This is a genomic window from Burkholderia sp. AU45274 (assembly GCF_030482505.1).
Classification (GTDB): Bacteria; Pseudomonadota; Gammaproteobacteria; order Burkholderiales; family Burkholderiaceae; genus Burkholderia.
In genome coordinates, this window is record NZ_JAUJQE010000010.1 from 1 (window position 1) to 15,254 (window position 15,254).

A 15,254-nucleotide genomic window follows, 5' to 3' on the forward strand; every position below is an offset into this window, starting at 1 on the left:
TCTCACGGAACCCAGCGTGGCCGGACTCGTACTCCTCTGCAATGGATACCTTGAACTGCTCCGTGTACTTGCTCATGAAAAACACCCCAAAGGTTGGATCGATGTCCAACTTTTGGGGTGCAGTTCAGTTTTCCGGCCGGGCTTTTTTATTGCCCGCCGCTATGGCTCGATATTGCCGTCACCTGCTCGAGCGCCGCGACGAACGCGCGCTTCAGCGGGCTGTCGAGGTCGGTCCACGCAAGGCCGATGCCGGTGCGATGCCCGGCCAGGTCGAGCGGCCGCGCGAGCACGTTCGGCGGCAACGCGCTGGCGGCCTCCGCCGGAATCAGCCCGATCCCCATCCCCGCCGCGACGAGCGCGAGCATCGTCGTGAATTCCCCGAACTCCTGCGCGATCTCGAGCGTCGTGCCCGCGCGGCTCAGCGCGAGCAGCATGTCGTCGTGAAAGCCCGGCGCGTAGCGGCGCGCGAGCACGAACGCGGGCTGGCCGCGCAGCGCGGCCGGCGCGATCGCATCGTGCGCGGCGAGCGGATGGTCGAGCGGCAGCGCGACGACGAAACCTTCCTCCAGCACCACGCGCGTGTCGATGCCCGCATACGCGGCCGGCAGCCGGATCATCCCGAAATCGATCCGCCGGTCGCGCAGCGCGGCGATCTGGTCGGGGGTCGGCAGGTCCTTCAGTTCGAGCGTGATCAGCGGATAGCGCTCGCGCATCGTGCGCAGCACGGCCGGCAGCAGCGCGGGCAGCACCGACGACACGAACGCGATCCGCAGCGTGCCGATCTCGCCGCGGCTCGACAGCCGCGCCATCTGTTCCGCGCGCGCGGCCTGCTGCAGCGTGGCGCGCGCCTCGGGCAGGAACACGCGCCCCGTATCGCTCAGTTCGACCTTGTGCCGGTCGCGCTCGAACAGGCGCGCGCCGAGTTCTTCCTCGAGCGCCTTGATCTGCATGCTCAGCGCGGGCTGCACGATGAACAGGCGCTGCGCGGCGCGCCCGAAATGCAGCTCTTCCGCGAGCGTGACGAAGGCGCGCAATTGCTTGAGTTCCATGGGCGGCGGGCAGGCGAGGGCGGTGATCAAGTTTCATGATAACCGGATCAAAAAAGACCATTGGCGCGGCGCCCGGCCGGCAGCCGAAGATATCGTCAACGCGAGACCGGCTGCGATGGGCCGCCGGCTCGACTGGCACGAGGAGACACGCATGACCGACGCGCTTGAACGGTTCCGCCTCGACGGCCGCCGCGCACTGATTACCGGTTCCGGACGCGGAATCGGGCTGACGCTCGCCCGCGGGCTGGCCGAAGCGGGGGCGGCGATCGTCATCAACGATCGCAATGAGGAGAAGGCCGCAGCGCTCGTGCGGCATCTGCGCGAGGAAGGCTTCACGGCCGACTACGCGGTATTCGACGTCGCCGAGCACGCGCAGGTGCGCGCGGCGATCGACGATTTCGAGGCGCGCGTCGGCGCGATCGACATCCTCGTGAACAACGCGGGCATCCAGCGCCGCGCACCGCTCGACGCGTTCGAACCCGACGACTGGCATGCGCTGATGCGCGTGAACCTCGACGGCGTGTTCAATGTCGCGCAGGCGGTCGCGCGGCACATGATCGCGCGCGGCCGCGGCAAGATCATCAACATCTGCTCGGTGCAGAGCGAGCTCGCACGGCCGACGATCGCGCCGTACGCGGCGACCAAGGGCGCGGTGCGGATGCTGACGAAGGGGATGTGCGCCGACTGGGCGCGCCACGGCATCCAGGCGAACGGCCTCGCGCCCGGCTATTTCGAAACCGAACTCAACCGCGCGCTGGTCGACGACGCGGCGTTCTCGGACTGGCTGTGCAAGCGCACGCCGGCCGGCCGCTGGGGGCGCGTCGACGAGCTGTGCGGCGCGGCGATCTTCCTCGCGTCGGCCGCATCCGATTTCGTGAACGGCCAGACGCTGTTCGTCGACGGCGGCTTGACCAGCGCCGTCTGAGCGGCGGCGCGCCCGCGGCGCGCCCGCGGCGTGCCGTTGCGCCGGCTGCGCCGGCATCCGAATTCCCAGAAGAGCCCGCCGCACGAGCGGGCCGATGTCCGGCCGCGCGATACGCGGCCGGGTTCCGGAACGGAAGGCAGGAGACAGGAGACAACGATGGATCGCATTTCCCCGCCGCCCGCGCGGCACGATGCAGGGTCCGCTGCGCCGGGCGAGACCGTCGAGCGCCGCGGCGTCGACACGAAGCAGCTCAACCGCGCGGCATGGACCTGCTCGCTCGGCAGCGCGCTCGAATACTACGATTTCGCGTTGTACACGCTCGCATCGGCCCTCGTGTTCGGGCCGCTGTTCTTCCCCGCGCAGACCGCCGAGATGCGGCTGATCGCGAGCTTCGGCACCTACTTCGTCGGCTTCGCGGTGCGCCCGCTCGGCGGCGTCGTGTTCGGTGTGCTCGGCGACCGGATCGGCCGCAAGTTCGTGCTGACCGCGACGGTGCTGCTGATGGGTGTCGCGAGCACGCTGATCGGCGTGCTGCCGACTTTCGCGACGGCCGGTTACTGGGCGCCCGCGCTGCTGATCCTGCTGCGCATCCTGCAGGGCCTCGGTGCGGGCGCGGAGCAGGCCGGCGCCGCGGTGCTGATGACCGAGTATGCGCCGCCGGGCAAGCGCGGCTTCTATGCGTCGCTGCCGTTTCTCGGCATCCAGCTCGGCACGGTGCTGGCGGCGGCCGTCTATTTCCTGCTGCTCGCGAACCTCGACCGCGTGACCGACGGCTGGGGCTGGCGCGTGCCGTTCCTGTTCAGCGCGGTGATCGTCGCAGTCGGGATCTACATGCGTGTGCGGCTGCACGAGTCGCCGACCTTCGTGCGGCTCGAGAAGCGTGCGCAGGTCCTGGCGAATCCGCTGAAGAGCGCCGTGCAGCATTCGAAGCGCTCGCTGCTGATCGGCATCGGCCTGCGGGTGGCCGAGAACGGCGGCTCGTCGATCTACCAGGCGCTCGCGGTCAGCTATCTCGCCGGCGTGATCGGGATGAAGGGGCCGATCGGTGCGCTCGCGCTGGTGTGCGCGGCGACCGTCGGCGCATGCACGGTGCCGCTGGCCGGCTGGCTGAGCGACCGTTTCGGCCGCGTGCGCGTGTATCGCACGTTCGCGTGGCTGCAGCTCGCGCTCGCATTCCCGGTGTGGTGGATCTTCAGCCACGGCAACGTGGTCGCGAGCGTGATCGCGATCTCGGTCGCGCAGGGCTTCGCGAACTGGGGGATGCTCGGCGCGCAGGCCGCGCTGCTGCCCGAACTGTTCGGCGCGCGCCATCGCTACATGGGCGTGTCGTTCTCGCGTGAAGTGTCGGCGGTGCTCGCGGGCGGGATCGCGCCGCTCGTCGGCGCGACGATCATCGCGACCGTGATCGCGCTGCACGGCGGCGACCATGCGGCCGGCGTGCGCGCGTGGGTGCCGATCGCCGCGTACCTGGCGCTGCTGACGCTGATCACGCTGTTCACGACGTCGCGGATGCCGGAAACCTTGAACCGCGATCTCGACGATCCGCTCGACGCGGCGCAGGCGGCGCCGGCACCGGACGCCGATCCGCTCGCGCGGCACGCATGAACGGGCCGGGCGGCTGACGCGGCCCGGCTCGCTTTCGCATTCCACTTATCTCGACAGGAGCAAGCGCAGATGGCGCACGAATCGACCCAGCGGCCCGCACTGCTGATGACGGGCCCTTACCAGCCGTGGGACGACGCATGGCTGTCGGCAGGCTATGACGTCCACCGGCTGTGGGAGGCCGCCGATCGCACGGCGTTCCTCGCCGAACACGGCGCCGGCGTGCGCGCGATCGCGACGCGCGGCGATCTCGGTGCGAATGCCGCACTGATCGCCGCGTTGCCGAAGCTCGAGATCATCTCCTGCTACGGCGTCGGCACCGATGCGATCGATCTCGCCGCCGCGCGTGAGCGCGGCATTCGCGTGACCAACACGCCCGACGTGCTGACCGGCGACGTGGCCGATCTCGGCGTCGGGCTCGCGCTCGCGATGATGCGCCGCATCGGCGCGGGCGACGCGTATGTGCGTTCCGGCGCGTGGCGCGACGGCGACATGCCGCTCGTCACGCGGCTGTATGGCAAGCGCGTCGGCGTGGTCGGCTTCGGCCGGATCGGCACGACGATTGCGCGCCGGCTGTCGGGCTTCGACGTCGAGCTCGGCTACTTCGACGTCGCGCCGCGCGCGGACAGTCCGCACCGCTTCTTCGGCGACCTCGCCGAGCTGGCCGGCTGGTGCGACCTGCTGATCGTCACGCTCGCGGGCGGACCGACGACGCGCCACCTCGTCGATGCGGCCGTGCTCGAAGCGCTCGGGCCGCACGGCTATCTGGTGAACGTGTCGCGCGGCACGACCGTCGACGAACCGGCGCTGCTCGACGCGCTCGAGCGCAACGCGATCGCCGGCGCGGCGCTCGACGTGTTCTGGAACGAGCCGCGCATCGACCCGCGTTTCCTCGCGTTGCCGAACGTGCTGCTGCAGCCGCACCATGCGAGCGGCACGATCGAGACGCGCCAGGCGATGGGCTGGCTCGTGCGCGACAACCTTGCCGCGCACTTCGCCGGCGAGCCGCTGGTCACGCCGGTCGTCTGAGGAGGCTGTCATGCGTATGCGTTGCATGTGTGTCGTGATCCACGGGCCGAACGACCTGCGGGTCGAAGAGCAGGACGCGGGCGAGATCGGCCCGGGCCAGGTGCGCGTCGATGTCGCGATGGGCGGCATCTGCGGCTCCGATCTCCATTATTTCCGGCACGGCGGCTTCGGCGCGATTCGGCTGCAGCAGCCGATGGTGCTTGGCCACGAGGTGGCCGGCACGGTCGCGGAAGTCGCGCCGGACGTGACGTCGGTGAAGGTCGGCGATCGCGTCGCGGTCAATCCGAGCCGGCCGTGCGGCGCGTGCCGCTATTGCCTCGAAGGGCTGCCGAACCAGTGTCTCGACATGCGCTTCTACGGCAGCGCGATGCGGATGCCGCACGTGCAGGGCGCGTTCCGCAATGCGCTCGTGTGCGACGCGGTGCAGTGCGTGAAGGTCGCCGATCACGTGCCGCTGTCGCTCGCGGCGCTCGCCGAACCGTTCGCGGTCGGGCTGCATGCGGTGTCGCGCGCGGGCCCGCTGATCGGCAAGCGCGTGCTGGTGTCGGGCTGCGGGCCGATCGGCGTGCTGGCGGTGGCGGCGGCGCGCGTGCACGGCGCGGCGGAGATCGTCGCGACCGACGTCGTCGAGGCGCCGCTGGCCGTGGCGAGCGCGCTCGGCGCCGACCGCACGATCAATGCGGTGGTCGATGCCGGCTGGGTCGAGCGCTACGGCGCCGACAAGGGCACGTTCGACGTGATGATCGAGTGTTCGGGCAATGCACGCGCGCTGCGTGACGGGCTGGACGTGATGCGTCCACGTGGGGTCGTCGTGCAGCTCGGGCTCGGCGGCGATGTCAGCCTGCCGCAGAACGTCGTGGTCGCGAAGGAGCTGTCGATCTGCGGGTCGTTCCGTTTTCATGCGGAATTCGCGCTCGCGGTGCAGTTGATCAACGCGGGGCGCGTCGACCTGCGGCCGGCCGTCACGCGCGTGTTCCCGATGCGCGACGCGAACCTCGCGTTCGAACTGGCCGGCGACCGGCAGCGCGCGATGAAGGTGCTGATCGACTTCGCGGACGAGGCCGCGTGACGATCACGCGCTAGTGCGCGACGGACGCTATCGACGTCGTCAAAAGAAGGCACGCCCGCGATTTGCGCGGCGTGCCTTTTTTCGTCGTGCTGCGAAAACGCGCTACTGCATTACTGCGTGACCTGCCGCACGCCGACGCGCTGCGATGCGAGCCACAGCGCGATCAGCACGCCGGCAAGCGCCGCGCCCGCGATGCACACGCCGCGCCAGCCGTCGATGCCGTACGCGACGCTCGCCGCGAACGACCCGAATGCGCCGCCGATGAAGTAGCTCGTCAGGTAGATCGTCGTCACGCGGCTGCGCGCGTTGCCGGCCAGCGCATAGATCACGCTCTGGTTCGAGATGTGCATGCCCTGCACGCCGACGTCGAGCAGCAGGATGCCTGCGATCAGCGCCGCGAGCGAGTGCGCGCCGGCAGCGATCAGTGCGAACGACGCGAGCACGGCCGCCGCGAACAGCCCCGTTGCCGCGTTGCCGTGCCCGCGATCGACGAGCCGGCCGGCTGACGTCGCCGCGAGCGCACCGACTGCGCCGACGATGCCGAACAGGCCGATCTGCCCTTCGGAATAGCTGTACGGCGGCTGGCTGAGCAGGAACGTGAGGCCTGTCCACAGCAGGCTGAAGCACGCGAACACGAGCGCGCCGTAGGTCGAGCGCAGCGCGATCAGCGGTTGTGCGCGCACCAGCGCGACGAGCGACTTCATCAGCGCCGCATAGTCGAGGCGCGCATTGCGGCGATCCTTCGGCAGCTTCACGGCGAGCACGACGGTCAGCGCCGCCACCATCACCGTCGCGATGCCGTACACCGCACGCCAGCCGAACCCGTCGGCGATCGCTCCGGCCGCGACGCGCGCGAGCAGGATGCCGAGCAGCAGCCCGCTCATCACGGTGCCGACCGCGCGGCCGCGCGAGCGCGCATCGGCAAGCGATGCGGCGAACGGCACGAGCAGCTGCGTCGAACAGGTGACGAAGCCGACCGCGACGTTCGCGACGACGAACATCGTGAAGTTCGTGCTGAACGTGACCGCGACCAGCGCGACGACGTTGAGCATCAGCAGCCGCACGATCAGCGTATGACGGTTGACTGCGTCGCCGAGCGGGACGATCAGCAGCAGGCTCGCCGCATAGCCGAGCTGGGTCAGCGTGACGAGATAGCCGAGCTCGGTCGGCGCGCGCCCGAAGCTGCGCGCGATCGCGGCGAGCAGCGGCTGCGCGTAATAGATGTTGCCGATGACGATGCCGCACGCGCAGGCGAACAGCAGCGTCATGGCGCGGGTCAGGGGAGGATGGGTGTCGTGATGCGGTTCCATGGTCGCGAAAAACAGCGGCGCCGGCCGGCGGCACGGAGCCGTCGGATGCGCGGGGTGACGGAAATCGGGGCCGGCGTCGACGGATCGGCGGTGAGCCGATGCGCGCCGGGCGGATCGCGGCCGGGCCCGGATCGGGCGGGCGGCGGTTCGTCGTGCGGCGGGCGGAGGCAGGGCGGGCCCGGGCGAGCCGTTCCGGTGCGCTGGCAGCGGTCATGCACGGGAACGGATGTGCGTATGATGCGGGAATCGAGCCATAGCGTCCAAGACTGGATCGTTATGCGCATCATTGGCAAAACCAATACCTCGGCCGCCATGCTCCTCCGCCACATCCGCTATTTCCTGGCCGTCGCCGAGCAGCGCAGTTTCACGCGCGCGGCCGACGCGCTGCACGTGTCGCAGCCGACGCTGTCGCAGCAGGTGCGCCAGCTCGAGGACACGCTCGGCGTGCCGTTGTTCGACCGCTCGGGCCGCACGGTGCAGCTCACCGAGTTCGGCGAAGTCTATGCGCGCCATGCGCGCGCCGCGCTGCACGAGCTCGATGCGGGTCAGCGCGCGCTGCACGACGTCGCCGATCTCGGCAGCGGGTCGCTGCGGCTCGCGATGATGCCGACCTTCGCGGCCTACCTGAGCGGCTCGCTGATCGACGCGTTCCATGCCGACTATCCGAACGTCGCGCTGACGATCGATGCGATGCCGCAGGCGCGCATCGAGGCGCTGCTCGCCGACGACCGGCTCGACGCGGGCTTCGCGTTCATGCCGCCGCGTGCGCCGGACATCGACGCGCTGCCGCTGTGGGACGAGCCGCTCGCGCTCGTGACGGGCCGCACGCATCGTCTTGCACGGCGCCGTCGCGCGCTGACGCCGGCCGAGCTCGGCGGCGAGCCACTGGTGCTGCTGAGCCGCGCGTTCGCGACGCGCGAGCGCATCGACCGGTATTTCATCGAACACGGCGCGCAGCCGAAGATCGCGATCGAGACGAATACGGTCAGCGCGGTGCTGGAGCTCGTGCGGTGCGGCCGGCTCGCGACGGTGCTGCCCGACGCGGTCGCGCGCGAGAGCGCCGACCTGTGCGCGCTGGAGATCGATCCGCCGCTGCCCGCGCGCACGGCCGCGCTGCTCACGCGCAAGGGCGCGTACCGCAGCGTTGCGGCGCGTGCGTTCATCGAGCGTGCGCTCGCGTATCGGGATCCGTCGGGAGGTTGACCGGCAAGACCGGGCGGCGCGCGCGACGGGCGGCCGCCCGGGCCGTCACGTGCGGGGTGTCGGGAAGAAGATGCCCGCGCGCTGCGCGGCGTTCGCGATGTGCGTTTCGATCGCAATGCCGGCGGCGCCCGCATCGCGCGCGATCAGCGCGTCGACGATCGCGCGGTGCTCCTGCCACGTCGACAGCAGCAGCTCGCGCCGGTAGAACGGCATGCGCTGGCTTTCCTTCATGATGTCCGCGCTGCTGCGCAGCACCGATTCGATCGCCGCGTTGCCGGCGAGATGGATGATCCGCATGTGGAAATCGAAGTCGAGTTGCGACGCGTCGTCGAGCGCGTTTTCGGTGAGCGCGACGTGCAGGTCGGCGAGGTTGTCCTCGAACCACGCGATGTCGTCGTCACTGACGACGTGCGCGGCCATCCGCGCGGCGAACCCTTCGAGCGCATAGCGCATCTGATACGTGTCGGGCGGCGACGACTGCTCGGCGAAGCGCCATGCATGCGCGGCCGTGGCCTGCGCGCTTTCGACGTACACGCCCTTGCCGGCGCGGATGCGCAGCATCCCGAGCGCCTCGAGCGTCGACAGCGCCTCGCGCAGCGACGCGCGGCTGATCTCCAGCTCCTCGGAGAGCTGGCGCTGGGCCGGCAGCAGGCTGCCGACCGGATAAACGCCTGCCTCGATCCGGTCGCGGATCGTCGCGATGGCGGCGTCGGTCACGGTATGCGGAACGTTTTTCATGATGTGAACTTGGGCCGGTCTGACCGGCATTGTAATCCGCACGCAGGCGGTGCATGGCCGGCCTACGGGAAAGCCACGATCCGCCCCTCACGGTGCATCGAAACCAGGGCAGGCAGGGGCGGGAAATCCCTATTTTGTCCGTCCTTGACGTGACTATATCGGCTTCCTACTATCCACCATAACATCACTGGTCTTACCAGTATGAACAGACGAAACTGCAACCGTTGGATCGGGAGAGCGCCGTGTCGAAATTCCTCAATTCGCTGTTTGGCCGAGTAGTCGTCGCATTGATTCTAGGGATCGCGCTCGGCGCGTTCTTCCCGCATTTCGCCGAGTCGCTGCGACCGCTCGGCGACGGCTTCCTGAAGCTCATCAAGATGGTGATCGGGCCGATCGTGTTCTGCGTGGTGGTCAGCGGGATGGCCAATGCGGGCGACCTGAAGAAGGTCGGCCGGGTCGGCCTGAAGGCCGTCATCTACTTCGAGATCATGACGACGCTCGCGCTCGGCATCGGCCTCGTGCTCGCGTGGCTCACGCGCCCGGGTGTCGGGATGAACATCGACCTGCGCTCGCTCGACGCGTCGTCGCTCGCGTCGTACGCGAAGAACGCCGAAAGCCTGAAGGACACGGCCGGCTACCTGATGAAGATCATCCCCGAGACCGCGATCGACGCGTTCGCGAAGGGCGACATCCTGCAGATTCTCGTGTTCGCGGTGCTGTTCGGCTCCGCGCTGTCGCTGCTCGGCGACAAGGCGCAGCGCGTCAACTCGCTGATCGAGGAACTGTCGCACGTGTTCTTCCGGATCATCGGCTTCATCATCAAGCTCGCGCCGCTCGGCGTGCTCGGCGCGATCGCGTTCACGACCGGCAAGTACGGCGTCGCGTCGCTCAAGCAGCTCGGCTACCTGGTCGCGGTGTTCTACCTGAGCTGCTTCGTGTTCGTCACGGTCGTGCTCGGCGCGGTGATGCGGCTCGCGGGCTTCTCGGTGTTCAAGCTGATCCGCTACCTGCGCGAGGAACTGTCGATCGTGCTCGGCACGGCGTCGTCGGACGCGGTGCTGCCGCAGGTGATGCGCAAGCTCGAATACATGGGCGTGAAGGATTCGACGGTCGGCCTCGTGATCCCGACCGGCTATTCGTTCAACCTCGACGGCTTCTCGATCTACCTGACGCTCGCGGTGCTGTTCATCGCGCAGGCCACCAACACGCCGCTGTCGACGCATGACCTGATCGTCGTGCTGCTCGTGTCGCTCGTCACGTCGAAGGGCGCGCACGGGATCCCGGGCTCGGCGATCGTGATCCTCGCGGCGACGCTGTCGGCGATCCCGGCGATTCCGGTGCTCGGCCTCGTGCTGATCCTGCCGGTCGACTGGTTCGTCGGCATCGCCCGCGCGCTGACCAACCTGATCGGCAACTGCGTCGCGACGGTGGTCGTCGCGGTGTGGGAGAACGACATCGATCGTGCCCGCGCGACCCGCGTGCTGAATCGCGAGCTGCGCTACGTGCCGGCCGAAGAGGAAGGCCGCGCGGCGCCGGTCGCCGGCGACCAGGCTCACGCGCTCTGAGCGCACCCCCGCGCGGGGCGGCTTCCCCTGGTCGTCCCGCGCACCCGAATTCATGCGGCCGGCGCCTCGATGCGCCGGCACGCCATCCAAACTCAGGAGACGACATGGCAGCCCCCATCCTCGATCCGAATGCGCCGGCCTTCACGCGGCGTTACATGAACCTCGCCGACCCGCGTCTCGGGGCGCAGGCGCTCTTTGCCAGCGACGAATTCTTCGCGCCGAAGGAGCGCATGCTGAATCCCGAGCCTGCCGTGTTCATCCCCGGCAAGTACGACGACCACGGCAAGTGGATGGACGGCTGGGAAACGCGCCGCAAGCGCACGACCGGCCACGACTTCTGCGTGGTGCGGCTCGCGCGGCCGGGCGTGATCCACGGCGTCGACCTCGATACGAGCCACTTCACCGGCAACTTCCCGCCGGCCGCGTCGATCGACGCGTGCGTCGCCGAAGGCGACACGCCGCCTGATGACGCCGAATGGCACCCGATCGTCCCGGCGACGACGCTGCAGGGCAATTCGCATCACTACGTGAGTGTCGACGATGCGCAGCCCTATACGCACCTGCGCGTGAACCTGTACCCGGACGGCGGCCTCGCGCGGCTGCGCGTGTACGGCCAGCCGCAGCGCGACTGGCGCCAGGTGCCGGCCGGCGAGCTCGTCGATCTCGCGGCGATCGAGAACGGCGGCTACCTGGTGGCCGCGAACAACCAGCACTTCGGCCCGGCGTCGCAGATGCTGATGCCGGGGCGCGGCGTGAACATGGGCGACGGCTGGGAAACGCGGCGGCGCCGCGAGCCCGGCAACGACTGGGCGATCGTCGCGCTCGCGCGGCCGGGCATCATCCGGCGCGTCGAGGTCGATACCGCGTTCTTCAAGGGCAATTTCCCCGACCGCTGCTCGCTGCAGGCCGCGCGGGTCGCGGGCGGCACCGACGATTCGCTCGTCACGCAGGCGATGTTCTGGGCCGAACTGCTCGTCGAGCAGAAGCTGCAGATGAACCACGTCCACACGTTCGACCAGCTTGCCGCGCTCGGCCCCGTCACGCACGTGCGTTTCAACATCTTCCCGGACGGCGGCGTGTCGCGCCTGCGTCTGTGGGGCGAGCCGGCTTGAAGGAGGGCAACGGCATGAGCGAATCCCGGATCCTGCGCGTCGAGCGCCTGACGCGCGAAGCGTTCGCGCCGTTCGGCGACGTGATCGCGCTCGAAGGCGCGCGGCATTTTCCGATCAACGGCGGCACGACCGAGCGCTTCCACGATCTCGCGACGATCGACGTGTGCGCGGACGGCGGCCGCCCGCTCGTCAGCGTGTTCCGCGCGCAGCCGCGCGCGCTGCCGGTCGCGGTCACGCTGATGGAGCGCCATCCGCACGGCAGCCAGGCATTCATCCCGCTCGCGGCCGTGTCGCGCTACGCGATCGTCGTCGCGCCCGCGGGCGAATTCCGGCCGGACGCGATGCGCGCGTTCCTCGCGGAAGGGTGGCAGGGCGTGAATTATGCGAAGGGCGTCTGGCACCATCCGCTGCTCGCGCTCGACGCGGTCAGCGATTTCGTGATCGTCGATCGCGGCGGGCCGCAGCCGAACTGCGACGAAATCCCGCTCGAGCGTGCGTGGGCGCTCGAGTTCGAGCCGGCCTGCGCGGCCTGACGCAAGGGCAACGCCCGGCTCCGGCTGCCTGACGGCCGCCCGGGCGGGCGTGTCGAAGGGTTGCCGAAAGCCTGGGGCACACGACCCACGCGGCGGCGCGTCGCCGTTATCCCGAAAAGAACACGGCCCGGGCGGCAAGATGCCGGCCGGGCCGTGCTGCGTGCGCGAGGCGCGCGAATCAGTGCTTGCGGTGCGGGCAGTTCTCGGTCGTGCACGAACCGTACATCGCGAGCGAGTGCTCCTGGAGCCGGAAGCCGCGCTCCTTCGCGATCGCCTGCTGGCGGCCTTCGATCTCGGCGTCGAAGAATTCCTCGACACGGCCGCAATCGAGGCACACGAGGTGATCGTGGTGCGAGCCTTCGTTCAGTTCGAACACGGCCTTGCCGGATTCGAAGTTGCTGCGCGTGAGCAGGCCGGCCTGCTCGAACTGCGTCAGCACGCGATAGACGGTGGCCAGCCCGATGTCGAGCTGCTCGTTGAGCAGGTTCCGGTAGACGTCTTCTGCCGTCAGGTGGCGCACCGGGCTTTGCTGGAAGATCTCGAGAATCTTGAGGCGCGGTAGGGTGGCCTTTAGCCCGATATTCTTGAGATCCGTCGGATTGGTCATGGCTAGGCATCCCTAGAGTACAATGCAGGGCTTCAATGTTACCGGCTTTTCGCCGTTCCAGAAACACGCGCGGCCTGCACACGGGCCTGCACGGTGAGGGAAATGATTCCAGAATCTCTTTCGCACTTTCAGAGGAGCCGCATGCGGAGTGTCATCATCGCTGCCGCCGCCGTTGCCGCGCTGGCTGGTTGTTCGTCGTACGACAGCGTGACGCAGCGCATCGCGCAGAGCATCACCCCCTACCGGATCACCGTCGTGCAAGGCAACTTCGTGTCGCAGGAGAAGGCCGCGCAGCTGCAGGTCGGCATGTCGCGCGAGCAGGTGCGCGCGTTGCTCGGCACCCCGTTGCTGGCCGACATGTTCCACGCCGACCGTTGGGACTACCTCTTTTACTTCAAGCGCGGCTCGACGGCAGTCGTCCAGCAGCGCGATCTCGTCGTGACGTTCTCGGGCGATCGCCTGGCGAGCTGGACGGGGGCGGACAACCTGCCTTCGGAACTCGACCTGCTGGCCGATATCGACGGCGACCGCGGCGGCAAGAAGGCGAAGGCGGCCGCAGCGGCGAAGAAGGCCGCCGAGGCTGCCGCCGCCGCGAGCGCCGCGCAAGCGGCCGCGAGCGCGCCGGCGCCGGACGCTGTCGCCAGCCCGTCCACCGTGCCGGCGTCCGCTGCGGTGGTTGACCAGGATGCGAACGCGCAGGCCGCCCGCGCGGCGAACCGCGCGACCAACCAGGTGTCGGGGCAGGGTTCGGGTTCGCGCCGGTTCACGCCGGCCGCGAAAGCCTCGGCCGGCGCGCCGGTGCCGGGCGGCCAGCCGCCGGGCGCCGCGCCGGCGATCCAGCCGCAGTTCCAGTTCCATCGGCCGCCGCAGCCGAACGCGTCGAACGAGGCTGCACCGCCGGTCGGCCCGCAAGGCTCGGACAACCTGCAGAACCAGCCGCTCACCGCGCCGGCCCAGTAAGCAGCCGGCGTGCGGAAACAGGGCGGCATGCGCCGCCCGCTTTTATACCTGTCGTGTAGAAAGCCATGAAGATTGCGATTGCCGGGGCATCGGGCCGAATGGGCCGGATGCTGATCGAAGCCGTTCTCAACGATGCCGACGCGCAGCTCGTCGGCGCGCTCGACCGCGCCGATTCGCCGTTCCTCGGCCAGGACGCCGGCGCGTTCCTCGGCAAGGAAACCGGGGTCAAGCTCACCGCCGACCTCGACGCCGTGTTCGCGCAGGCCGACACCCTGATCGATTTCACGCGTCCGGAAGGCACGATGGCCCATATCGAGGCCGCGCTGCGCCACGACGTGAAGCTCGTGATCGGCACGACCGGCTTCACCGCCGAGCAGAAGGCCGAGTTGCAAGCGGCGGCGGGCAAGATCGGCATCGTGTTCGCGGCGAACATGAGCGTCGGCGTGAACGTCACGCTGAAGCTGCTCGAATTCGCGGCGAAGCATTTCTCGCATGGCTACGACATCGAGATCATCGAGGCGCATCACCGCCACAAGGTCGACGCGCCGTCGGGCACCGCGCTGATGATGGGCGAAGCCGTCGCCGGCGCGCTCGGGCGCTCGCTCGACGATTGCGCGGTGTACGGCCGCCACGGCGTGACGGGCGAGCGCGATCCGTCGTCGATCGGCTTTGCCGCGGTGCGCGGCGGCGACATCGTCGGCGATCACACCGTGCTGTTCGCCGGGATCGGCGAGCGCATCGAGATCACGCACAAGTCGTCGAGCCGCGTGTCGTACGCGCAGGGCGCGCTGCGCGCGGTCCACTTCCTGTCGGCGCGCGGCGCCGGCCTGTTCGACATGCAGGACGTGCTCGGCCTGCGCTGACACCACGGGGAAACTCCGATGGCGATACCCACCGGCGTTGTCCACTACCTCGAAAGCGGCGATGCGATCACGCATGCCGTCGCCTATGTGCTGCTGGCGATGTCCGTCGCCAGCTGGTGCTTCCTCCTCATGAAAGCCTGGCTCCTGGTCCGCGCGAAGCGGCAGGGGCCGCGCGCGCTTGCCGCGTTCTGGCGCGCGCCGTCGCTCGACGCGGGCATCGCCGCGCTCGCCGGCGCCGATCGCGAGCGCGTGTTCGTGCCGCTCGCCGAAGCCGCGCGCGATGCGGCTGACGACCACGACCCGGCTGCCCTGGCCGCGCGCGTCGAGCGCGGCGAACGCGTGCTGCGCGCGTTGCGGCACGCGATGCTGCGCTCGCAGCGGCGCCTCGAATTCGGCCAGGTGCTGCTCGCGTCGATCGGCAGCACCGCACCGTTCGTCGGGCTGCTCGGCACCGTGTGGGGCATCTACCACGCGCTCGGCAGCATCGCCGCGAGCGGGCAGGCGCAGATCGAGAACGTCGCGGGGCCGGTCGGCGAGGCGCTGATCATGACCGCGTTCGGGCTCGTCGTCGCGATTCCCGCGGTGCTGGCCTACAACATCCTCGGGCGGCTCGTGCGGCAGCTCGCCGAGGAACTCGACGGCTTCGCGCGCGACCTGCACGTGTTCGTGTGCGCGCAGGAAGCCTGACG

15 protein-coding genes are annotated in these 15,254 nt (G+C 69.3%); 11 read left to right on the forward strand and 4 right to left on the reverse strand.

Annotation, left to right across the window (positions count from 1 at the left end):
• Nucleotides 1-146: 146 nt before the first annotated feature.
• On the reverse strand, nucleotides 147-1,049 hold the full coding sequence (locus QZM35_RS28915) for a LysR substrate-binding domain-containing protein (RefSeq protein ID WP_089430594.1): 903 nt from the start codon (nucleotides 1,047-1,049) through the stop codon (nucleotides 147-149).
• Between the two features lie 151 nt (nucleotides 1,050-1,200).
• On the opposite strand from QZM35_RS28915, the gene QZM35_RS28920 reads away from it, so the two are divergent.
• The 4 genes from QZM35_RS28920 (at nucleotide 1,201) to QZM35_RS28935 (ending at nucleotide 5,674) form a co-directional block, all read left to right on the forward strand.
• Complete coding sequence (locus QZM35_RS28920; protein ID WP_301777324.1) at nucleotides 1,201-1,974, forward strand: SDR family NAD(P)-dependent oxidoreductase; 774 nt, start codon at nucleotides 1,201-1,203, stop codon at nucleotides 1,972-1,974.
• Nucleotides 1,975-2,130: 156 nt separating this feature from the next.
• On the forward strand, nucleotides 2,131-3,579 hold the full coding sequence (locus tag QZM35_RS28925) for an MFS transporter (protein ID WP_089424472.1): 1,449 nt from the start codon (nucleotides 2,131-2,133) through the stop codon (nucleotides 3,577-3,579).
• Between the two features lie 69 nt (nucleotides 3,580-3,648).
• Entirely contained in the window at nucleotides 3,649-4,605 is a 957-nt protein-coding gene (locus QZM35_RS28930; RefSeq protein WP_089424473.1) for a 2-hydroxyacid dehydrogenase, read from the forward strand.
• A 10-nt stretch (nucleotides 4,606-4,615) separates the two neighbouring features.
• Nucleotides 4,616-5,674: an L-idonate 5-dehydrogenase gene (locus QZM35_RS28935; RefSeq protein ID WP_089424474.1), complete on the forward strand. Its 1,059-nt coding sequence runs from the start codon at nucleotides 4,616-4,618 to the stop codon at nucleotides 5,672-5,674.
• A gap of 110 nt (nucleotides 5,675-5,784) precedes the next feature.
• On the opposite strand, the gene QZM35_RS28940 is transcribed toward QZM35_RS28935, so the two are convergent.
• Complete coding sequence (locus QZM35_RS28940; protein WP_089424475.1) at nucleotides 5,785-6,984, reverse strand: MFS transporter; 1,200 nt, start codon at nucleotides 6,982-6,984, stop codon at nucleotides 5,785-5,787.
• 312 nt (nucleotides 6,985-7,296) lie between these two features.
• Here QZM35_RS28940 and cynR point away from each other — a divergent pair, with 312 nt between their 5' ends.
• Nucleotides 7,297-8,187 carry a transcriptional regulator CynR gene (cynR, locus tag QZM35_RS28945; RefSeq protein ID WP_089425841.1) on the forward strand — a complete coding sequence of 297 codons (891 nt, stop codon included), beginning with the start codon at nucleotides 7,297-7,299 and terminating at the stop codon, nucleotides 8,185-8,187.
• 45 nt (nucleotides 8,188-8,232) lie between these two features.
• Here cynR and QZM35_RS28950 read toward each other — a convergent pair whose 3' ends face one another.
• The gene (locus QZM35_RS28950; protein WP_089472139.1) at nucleotides 8,233-8,955 is read right to left on the reverse strand and encodes a FadR/GntR family transcriptional regulator; all 723 of its coding nucleotides are present in this window, start codon (nucleotides 8,953-8,955) and stop codon (nucleotides 8,233-8,235) included.
• Between the two features lie 212 nt (nucleotides 8,956-9,167).
• Between QZM35_RS28950 and QZM35_RS28955 the strand changes: the two genes are divergently transcribed.
• From QZM35_RS28955 to QZM35_RS28965, 3 genes are all read left to right on the forward strand, one after another.
• On the forward strand, nucleotides 9,168-10,490 hold the full coding sequence (locus tag QZM35_RS28955) for a C4-dicarboxylate transporter DctA (protein WP_046546282.1): 1,323 nt from the start codon (nucleotides 9,168-9,170) through the stop codon (nucleotides 10,488-10,490).
• A 104-nt stretch (nucleotides 10,491-10,594) separates the two neighbouring features.
• On the forward strand, nucleotides 10,595-11,602 hold the full coding sequence (gene alc, locus QZM35_RS28960) for an allantoicase (RefSeq protein ID WP_301777325.1): 1,008 nt from the start codon (nucleotides 10,595-10,597) through the stop codon (nucleotides 11,600-11,602).
• 14 nt (nucleotides 11,603-11,616) lie between these two features.
• Entirely contained in the window at nucleotides 11,617-12,135 is a 519-nt protein-coding gene (locus QZM35_RS28965) for an ureidoglycolate lyase (protein ID WP_069247118.1), read from the forward strand.
• Nucleotides 12,136-12,313: 178 nt separating this feature from the next.
• Here the strand turns inward: QZM35_RS28965 and fur are convergent, their stop codons facing one another.
• A complete protein-coding gene (gene fur, locus QZM35_RS28970; RefSeq protein WP_011350926.1) occupies nucleotides 12,314-12,742 on the reverse strand; it encodes a ferric iron uptake transcriptional regulator in 429 nt (142 codons plus the stop codon).
• 141 nt (nucleotides 12,743-12,883) lie between these two features.
• Here fur and bamE point away from each other — a divergent pair, with 141 nt between their 5' ends.
• The 3 genes from bamE (at nucleotide 12,884) to QZM35_RS28985 (ending at nucleotide 15,252) form a co-directional block, all read left to right on the forward strand.
• The gene (bamE, locus tag QZM35_RS28975; RefSeq protein ID WP_089424478.1) at nucleotides 12,884-13,702 is read left to right on the forward strand and encodes an outer membrane protein assembly factor BamE; all 819 of its coding nucleotides are present in this window, start codon (nucleotides 12,884-12,886) and stop codon (nucleotides 13,700-13,702) included.
• A 65-nt stretch (nucleotides 13,703-13,767) separates the two neighbouring features.
• Entirely contained in the window at nucleotides 13,768-14,565 is a 798-nt protein-coding gene (dapB, locus tag QZM35_RS28980; protein ID WP_089424479.1) for a 4-hydroxy-tetrahydrodipicolinate reductase, read from the forward strand.
• An 18-nt stretch (nucleotides 14,566-14,583) separates the two neighbouring features.
• Nucleotides 14,584-15,252 (forward strand): MotA/TolQ/ExbB proton channel family protein, encoded by a 669-nt coding sequence (locus QZM35_RS28985; protein WP_089424480.1) that lies wholly within the window; start codon nucleotides 14,584-14,586, stop codon nucleotides 15,250-15,252.
• Nucleotides 15,253-15,254: the final 2 nt, after the last annotated feature.